The sequence below is a fragment of the Huintestinicola sp. genome (assembly GCF_051882455.1).
In the GTDB taxonomy this organism is placed as follows: Bacteria; Bacillota; Clostridia; order Oscillospirales; family Ruminococcaceae; genus Huintestinicola.
On record NZ_JBJERV010000058.1, the window covers coordinates 1 to 8,321 of the forward strand.

The 8,321-nt window shown below is 49.6% G+C and carries 7 protein-coding genes and 1 pseudogene; 6 read left to right on the forward strand and 2 right to left on the reverse strand.

The genetic code is table 11. The features are described from left to right. Positions 1–715 (reverse strand): ATP-binding cassette domain-containing protein (locus tag ACI4J0_RS07630; protein WP_439765220.1); only part of this gene is annotated, 715 nt, incomplete at its 3' end. A 615-nt stretch (positions 716–1,330) separates the two neighbouring features. Between ACI4J0_RS07630 and ACI4J0_RS07635 the strand changes: the two genes are divergently transcribed. From ACI4J0_RS07635 to ACI4J0_RS07660, 6 genes are all read left to right on the forward strand, one after another. Next, positions 1,331–2,860: a sialate O-acetylesterase gene (locus ACI4J0_RS07635; RefSeq protein WP_439765221.1), complete on the forward strand. Its 1,530-nt coding sequence runs from the start codon at positions 1,331–1,333 to the stop codon at positions 2,858–2,860. A 20-nt stretch (positions 2,861–2,880) separates the two neighbouring features. Beyond that, on the forward strand, positions 2,881–3,744 hold the full coding sequence (gene metF / locus ACI4J0_RS07640) for a methylenetetrahydrofolate reductase [NAD(P)H] (protein ID WP_439765222.1): 864 nt from the start codon (positions 2,881–2,883) through the stop codon (positions 3,742–3,744). Continuing rightward, positions 3,741–4,418 (forward strand): vitamin B12 dependent-methionine synthase activation domain-containing protein, encoded by a 678-nt coding sequence (locus tag ACI4J0_RS07645; protein ID WP_439765223.1) that lies wholly within the window; start codon positions 3,741–3,743, stop codon positions 4,416–4,418. Before metF ends, ACI4J0_RS07645 begins: the two co-directional genes overlap by 4 nt. Next, a complete protein-coding gene (locus ACI4J0_RS07650) occupies positions 4,408–6,786 on the forward strand; it encodes a homocysteine S-methyltransferase family protein (RefSeq protein WP_439765224.1) in 2,379 nt (792 codons plus the stop codon). The genes ACI4J0_RS07645 and ACI4J0_RS07650 overlap by 11 nt, the downstream gene beginning before the upstream one ends. 110 nt (positions 6,787–6,896) lie before the next feature. Further along, entirely contained in the window at positions 6,897–7,364 is a 468-nt protein-coding gene (locus tag ACI4J0_RS07655; protein WP_439765225.1) for a DUF4240 domain-containing protein, read from the forward strand. Positions 7,365–7,555: 191 nt separating this feature from the next. Beyond that, positions 7,556–8,071 (forward strand): hypothetical protein, encoded by a 516-nt coding sequence (locus ACI4J0_RS07660; RefSeq protein ID WP_439765226.1) that lies wholly within the window; start codon positions 7,556–7,558, stop codon positions 8,069–8,071. A gap of 53 nt (positions 8,072–8,124) precedes the next feature. Here ACI4J0_RS07660 and ACI4J0_RS07665 read toward each other — a convergent pair. Further along, positions 8,125–8,321: pseudogene (locus tag ACI4J0_RS07665) on the reverse strand (hypothetical protein); the annotation flags it as partial.

Genomic DNA, 8,321 nt, shown 5'->3' on the forward strand with positions numbered 1-8,321 from the left:
GGTCTGCCCATTCGGCGGTGCGCCTTGCCGCATCGGTAAGCCTGCCTATCTCCTTTCTGAGCCGCCTGTTTTCCTCAAGCTCTCTGCTGTCGGCAAGCTCCTTTTCACGCTGCCACACGCTGTAATTGCCCTTTGTAACGGAAATGCTGTTCCGGTTTATGCTCATAATGTGGTCGGTGCAGCGGTCAAGGAGCGCTCTGTCGTGGGAAACAAGGATAAAGCCGCTTTTCGAGGACAGATAATCTCCCACCGCCTCTCGTGTTTCGGAGTCAAGGTTATCGGTAGGCTCGTCAATGAGCAGGAAACAGTTTTCCGCCAGGAACATTGCCGCAAGCAGCAGCTTTGTCCGTTCGCCCCCCGAAAGGGTATAAAAGGGTCTTTCGGTAATGCTCGGGTCAAGCCCCAGCATGGAAAGCTCACAGTCTATCTCCCATTCCTCCCTGCCCCGACAGATACCTCTGATAATATCAGATGCAGGCAGGCTCTCGTCCTCGGGGCGAAAGGGAAAGCGGTAAAAATCCACCGATGCGGTAATTTTTCCTTGATACTCCAGCTCGCCCGTCAGCAGCCGCAGAAAGGTGGTCTTTCCCCTGCCGTTTCGCCCTGTGAGACCCAGTCTCCAGGACGTATCCAGCTGTAGATCCACATTCTCAAAAATATTTTCCTCGGCTCCGTCATAACCGAAGCTGAGACCGTTTACAGAAATAACTGACATAAAAACGTCCCCCTTTCATCGCCGTACAAACGCAAAAAGGCAGCTCCGGGAAAAGCCCAAAGCTGCCATGACCATTCATACACCGAAATTTCGGGAATAATTTCAGAAAAAGCATATGCGCAGAAAAGCACACTGCCATATGTCTGAAAGCTGACGGACAGACAGTTAATGAAGCTATAATTCCCGAATAAAATTGCACGGCAAACACACCGCATAAAAATGCGGCAAAAAAATGTATGCATTACAAAAATTATCGGAAATTATTTGCGCATCTTAACACTCCTTGTCCGTTTTGATGATGTCATTATAGCACACAGTTCCCACTTTGTCAAGCATTTTTCAATTTTTTTCACGGTATGAAAATTTAAATAAATACTATTGATTTTATAGGAAAAATGATGTAAAATAAAAAGGAATAAACTTTCTTTCAGTCTGTCGAAAAAGCCGAGATCTTGCATCGGACAAAAGTTCACCTGCATAATTTGGCTTAAATACGTAAGTTACCGAGCCACAAAAGAGGGAAATTATTGCTATTTCACCAACGAGATGGCTTCAGCGACACGCTGAAAGGAATAAACTTTCTTTGTATATTTTACCGAAAGGGGTCAGAATAAAATGGGAGCACTCACCACAGCAGCAATATTCACCGACCATATGGTCATTCAGATGGGTAAGCCTATCGTAATTTGGGGTCACGATTACAGCGGCAGGAAGATAACCGCCTCATTCTGCGGCTACACCGCCGACACCCTCTGCATTGACAACCGCTGGCAGATAACCTTCCCCCCCGTAAACACCTACGGCGGTCCTTACGAGCTTACCCTCACCGACGGCAGCGAAAGCCTTACCATCAGCGACATTATGATAGGCGAGGTGTGGATCGCGGGAGGTCAGTCCAATATGGAGCTTGAGCTTCAGAACGAGTGTCACGCCGAAGCCGAGCTTGCCGCCTGCGAAAATTCGGGCGTCCGCTTTTATTACACTAAGAAAAATCCCTACATAGACGAGTTTTTCTACATTGACGAGAAAAACGGCGGCTGGGCGCTGCCCTCTGCGGAAAATTCACGCTGCTGGTCGGCTGTGGGCTACTACTTCGGCAAAAAGCTGGCGTCAGACCTGGGCGTTACCGTTGGTATCATCGGCTGCAACTGGGGCGGCACCTCCGCCTCCAACTGGATAGACAGGAAAAATCTTGTGAGAGACGAGGACACCAGGACCTATGTTGACGAGTATGACAAGGCAATGGAGGGCAAGAGCTTTGAGGATTACCTCAAGGAGCTTCGTGAATACCGCGAATGGGAGGCTGAGTGGCAGCCCAAGATAAACGAGTTTTACCAAAATAATCCCGAGGGAAGCTGGGACGAGGCACAGGAATACGCAGGCAGCCCTTCAAGATGGCCCGAGCCTTTAGGTCCCAAGTCTCCTTTCAGAGCGGGCGGACTTTACGAGACCATGCTAAAGCGTATCGCTCCCTACAGCGCAAAGGGATTTATTTACTATCAGGGCGAGTCCGATGACCACAAGCCTCAGATGTATGAAAAGCTCCTTAAAATGCTTATCTCCCAGTGGCGCACCGACTGGAACGACCCCGAAATGCCCTTCATCATGGTCCAGCTGCCCATGTTCATAAACCGGGGCGAGGAGGACAGAAAGAACTGGTGCCTTATCAGAGAGGCTCAGATGAACACCCACCTCACCACCGCAAATACGGGCATTGCCGTTACCCTTGACTGCGGCGAGTACGGAAATATCCACCCCGTAAACAAGATACCCGTAGGCGAACGTCTCGAAAAGCAGGCAATGTGCCACGTTTACGGCAAGCTTTCCCCTGCCGAGGCTTACGGTCCCGTTTATTACCGCTCCTATCCCGAGGAGGACTGCTTCATTCTGGAATTTAAGTATGCTTCCGACGGCTTTGACCTCAGAAATGAGGACACCCCCAGCGGCTTTGAGGTTGCGGGAGATGACAAGGAATACCACAATGCTGCGGCGCAGATACTCAGCGGCGGAAAAATTCGCCTTACAAGCCCCGAAGTTAAGGAGCCTAAATTTGCTCGCTTCAAGTGGACAAATTATGCGGAAGTGACCCTGTTCGGCAAGAACGGAATACCCGTTGCGCCTTTCAGAACAAGTCCCGAGGCATAATGTAAAAAGAAAGGAACCCTATGAAAATATCACAGCTTTTCGGAAACGGCAAATGCGTATTTTCCTGCGAGGTCTTTCCCCCGAAGAAAAATATGCCTGCCGACACCATCTACACCACCCTTGACAGCTTAAAAGCTCTCGACCCTGCCTTTATCAGCGTTACCTACGGCGCAGGCGGCACCGACGGCGACAATATCACAGGGGAGATAGCTTCATACATCAAAAATGAGCTGGGTGTCGAGTCCTGCGCTCATCTTACCTGCGTAAGCAACACCCGTGAGGACATTGATATCCTCCTTGACGACCTGAAAAAACGCGGCATTGAAAATATCCTTGCTCTTCGCGGCGACATAAATCCCGAGCGCCCGCCCAAGCACGATTTTAACTACGCCTGCGAGCTTATTTCCTACATCAGGGAAAAGGGAGATTTCCACATCTCCGCCGCCTGCTATCCCGAGTGCCACATTGAGGCGCCCGACATGATAACCGATATCCGCCACTTAAAGGAAAAGGTGGACGCAGGAGCGGAGCATCTTATGTCACAGCTCTTTTTCGATAACAATATCTTTTTTGAATTTCTGGAAAAGGCGCGCATTGCAGGGGTGAACGTTCCCATTGAAGCGGGAATTATGCCCGTTGTGAATAAAAAGCAGATAGAGCGCATGGTGTCAATGTGCGGGGCAAGCCTTCCTGCAAAATTCAGCCGAATGATGGCGAAATACGAAAATTCTCCCGAGGCTCTCAGGGACGCAGGCATTGCATATGCCGTTGACCAGATAACCGACCTCATAGCGGGCGGTGTGGACGGGATACATCTGTACACCATGAACAACCCCTATGTTGCGGAGAAAATTTACTCTGCCGTAAAAGGATTGCTGAAATGATAAAGCTTACTTCCATCGACCGAAGCGAAGCACTCAGATACCTTGCCTGTCACGATGAAAAGAGCATCGGGGAGACCGCTTCCGTCTACCTTGACGAATGTGAAAGCAGGCTTCTTGAGGTCGTTACGCCAAAATATCTCTATAAATATATTCCCCTGAGCTTTGAAAACGGCAGACCCGCTGCAGAAGGCTGCACCCTGCCCCTTGAGGGAAAGGAAATTGCGGAGCATCTTGAAGGCTGTTCGGGAATTATCCTGATGTGCGGCACTGTGGGAAGCGGAGCGGACAGGCTTATAAGAGTCCTGCAGATCGAAGATATGGCAAAGGCGGTCATTGCAGACGCATTTGCGGGAGCCGCGGTCGAGCAGGTTATGAACGAGGCTGAAAGCATTATCAGAGGTGAATTTCCCGGGAAATATTTTACATGGCGGTACTCCCCCGGCTACGGCGATTTTCCCATTGAGATACAAAAGCAGCTTCTTGACGTGCTTGACGCTCCGAGAAAGATCGGGCTCTGCACCTCCGACAGCAGAATGCTTGCCCCCGTAAAATCCGTTACCGCAGTTATGGGCGTGTCGGACGCTCCCCTGCCGCAAAGGAAAAGAGGCTGCGTTACCTGCAATATGAGGGAGCGCTGCCAATTCAGAAAGAGAGGACTCCACTGTGGATCTTAAAAAATTACTGTCAGAACGTGAATTTGTATTCTTAGACGGCGCAATGGGAACAATGCTCCAGAAAAGCGGACTGAAAACCGGAGAGACACCCGAACTGCTGAACATTACCCACCCCGAAATAATCGAAAATATCCATTCGATGTACATCGAAGCAGGCTCGGACATCGTCTATGCAAACACCTTCGGCGCAAACCGCTACAAGCTTGAGGGCAGCGGTCACACCGTAAAGGAGCTTATCGGAGCAGGAATTGCCTGCGCTAAAAATGCCTGCAAAAAGAGCGGACGGGAAGCTTATGCCGCTCTTGATATAGGTCCTATCGGACAGCTTCTCGAGCCTACGGGCAGCCTTTCCTTTGAGGAAGCATATGACATTTTCAAGGAAGAGGTACTTGCCGCCGAGGAGGCAGACCTTATTGTCATCGAGACAATGACCGACCTTCTTGAGGTCAAAGCTGCTCTCCTTGCCGCAAAGGAAAATTCGGACAAGCCCGTCATCTGCACAATGACCTTTGAGCAGAACGGAAGGACATTCACAGGCTGCTCCTGCTCGGCAATGGCTCTCACCTTGGAAGGACTTGGAGCTGACGCTATAGGCGTTAACTGCTCTCTGGGTCCCACGGAGCTTATGCCTGTGGTGGAGGAAATTTGCAGATGGACGACTCTCCCTGTGGCTGTTAAGCCCAATGCAGGACTGCCCGACCCCAACACAAATCTTTACAATGTCACCCCCGAGGAATTTGCCATAGCTGCCGCAGAGTTTTCCGATATGGGCGTTAAGATACTCGGCGGCTGCTGCGGAACAAGCCCCGAATATATAAAGGCGCTGACCGAAAAGCTGAGCGGTAAGCACGCTGTAGAGCGGGCTGTTGATATCCCTGCCGCAGTATGCTCCTACGCAAATACCTGCGTTATAGACCAGCCCCGAATTATCGGCGAGCGCATCAATCCTACGGGCAAAAAGCGCTTCAAGGAGGCACTCAAGAGCGGTGATATAGGCTACATTCTCGGACAGGCTATCGAGCAGGCGGGAGCAGGCGCAGACATTCTCGATGTGAATGTGGGACTTCCCGATATTGACGAAAAGGCAATGATGGTCCGCACCGTCAAGGCGCTCCAGGGCGTTACAGACCTGCCTTTGCAGATTGACTCCACCATTCCCGAGGTCATTGAAGCGGCGCTGAGAGTTTATAACGGCAAGGCAATAGTAAACTCGGTAAACGGCGAGGAAAGATCCCTTGAAACAATTCTCCCCATTGTTAAGAAATACGGCGCAGCGGTGGTGGGACTTGCCCTTGACGAGAACGGCATACCCAAGACCGCCGACAAGCGCTTTGCCATTGCCGAAAAGATAATGCACAGGGCAATGGAGATGGGCATTCCAAAGCAGGATATTTTTATCGACTGCCTTACTCTCACCGCCTCCGCCGAGCAGGAGGGCGTTATGGAAACGGTCAATGCCCTGTACCGTGTAAAGCAGGAGCTGGGACTGAAAACCGTTCTCGGCGTGTCGAACATCTCCTTCGGACTGCCCAACCGCGAGCTTATCAACAGCAATTTCTTACAGATATGCCTTTCTCACGGACTTGACCTGCCCATAATCAATCCAAATATTCCCGCAATGACAGGCGCTGTAAGGGCGTACAAGCTGCTTACAAATATTGACAAAAACGCTGCTGAATTTATTGCCGCATATAATAATGCCACTCCCCCGCCTGCTCCAAAGGGTTCGGGAGAGCTGAACGTCAGCCCCGAGGGACTTCTTTTCGCTGTGCAGAATGGTCTCAAGCAGGACGGGGCAGCCATTACCGAAAAGCTTCTCGAGACCACCGACCCCATGGTCATAGTTGACGATATGCTTATCCCCGCTCTTGACAGGACGGGCGCGGATTTTGAGAGCGGCAAGATATTCCTGCCCCAGCTTATCCTCTCCGCAGGAGTGGCGCAGGCGGCTTTCGAGGTCATCAAGTCAAAGATAAGCAAGGAAGGCAGCTCGGTTTCCAAGGGCAAGGTCGTGCTTGCCACAGTCAAGGGCGATATCCACGATATCGGCAAGAATATCGTTAAGGTGCTGCTTGAAAATTACGGCTATGAGGTCATTGACCTGGGCAGAGATGTGGAATATCAGGCTGTTGCGGACGCGGCAATGCCCGACGATGTTAAGCTTGTGGGTCTTTCCGCACTTATGACCACCACCCTCAAGTCAATGGAGGAGACCATTGCACTGCTCCGAAAGGTAAAGCCCGACATCAAGATAGTTGTGGGCGGCGCTGTTCTCACTCCCGAATACGCCGAAAAGATAGGGGCAGATTTCTATGCCAAGGACGCAAAGGCTACCGTTGACGCTGCAAGGCAGATTTATGGCGGGTGACGACCCGCAGCGAGACGTTCTATAGTTTGTTCGGGCAGCAGACTGACGGCTCGGTAACGTAAGAAATATGTAATTGTTTTACTAACCGGGATTTGGAGGAGAATATAAAAATGACTACGGAACAGTTTTTTTCAAGCCTAATGACGATCTGCGATTGGGACAAATCAGGCAATGATGATGAAGTTCTTAAGCCTTTGATCGAATATTTGTCACAGCTATCCGATGAGGAGATCTTTTCCTTCGATGATATTATGTCCGAATTATTGTATGCTCTTGACACAAGGAAAAATTTTAAAACAGCCTGTAAATACTATGATCATTCAGATGACACCTTTTTATATTCAAGATGTGCAGCATTAGTAAATGGTGCTGATTATTATAAAAAAGTTCAACAGGGAAAAATAAAAAAAGTCTGGACAATGGAATTTGAGGCAATCCTATCTGTTCCAAGCAGTGCCTGGGCAAAAAAGCATAACAGCGATATAAAAAACTACCCTCATTTGTCTGCTTTTTGTTTTGAAACAGGCAGCAATGCCGATATGTGGAAAAAATCCCCATTTTTTTGGGTCAAAGTATGAACTGCTTTTCAAAAATAGACCTGTAATAATAACCAAAATAAAAAATCGGAAAACGGTGAGACTGAGCTGTTTTCCGATTTTTTAAGTTTTCGTCATCATTCCTCTTTTTTCATTTTTCCGCTCTGTTATACTGACTGAGGCTTGAATAAATCAAACCATATCTGTCAAAAATATAGCAGAGAGGAACTGATATGATGAAGAAAATTATTTCTGTAGTTTTATCGGCGGTGATATTTGAAGCTGCCGCCTGCGCAGCCGCAGGCGCATATGAGGAGTCACTGCCCATTCCCAATGTGAACACGGAGTTCAAGACATATATGGATTACCGCGCCATCACAAATACCAAATCTGTGCAGTACGCTCTGCAGCAGGAAGCATACACCGACAGCCAGGGTATACGCCGCATTGACGGTGATGTGTGCGTTGCGCTGGGAACTGCCTATGCCGACAGCTGCGGAGAACGCTTCGAGATAACCCTTGACTCGGGAAATACATTCACCGCCATTGTGGGCGATATCAAAGCCGACTGCCACACCGACCCCTCAAACCGCTATGTGGAGCTCTGGGAGGGTCACGGCGATATGGTGGAATTTATCGTTGAAACGGAAAAGCTGGACAAGACCGTCCGCATTATGGGCAGCGTTGGCGAATATGACAAGTACAGCGGCTCTGTTACCTCCATCGTACCTCTTGATGAGGATGAATAAAAAAAGCACGCAGGCAAGCGGTTTTGTCCGTTTGTCTGCGTGTTTTCATATGTTTAACTAAAGCTTATCGCCTCGACCGTAACGACCACATCACCCGAGGCGCATATCTTTTCTACGATATCCATACCCTCTGTGACCTGACCGAAAACAGCGTAAACACGGGCATAATTGGGAACGCCGCCAATGTCCGCAAAGGTCCTGCTGACCTCTTTCAGCTCGCTTTCATCGCTTCTGAGATACTCCTTTTCAT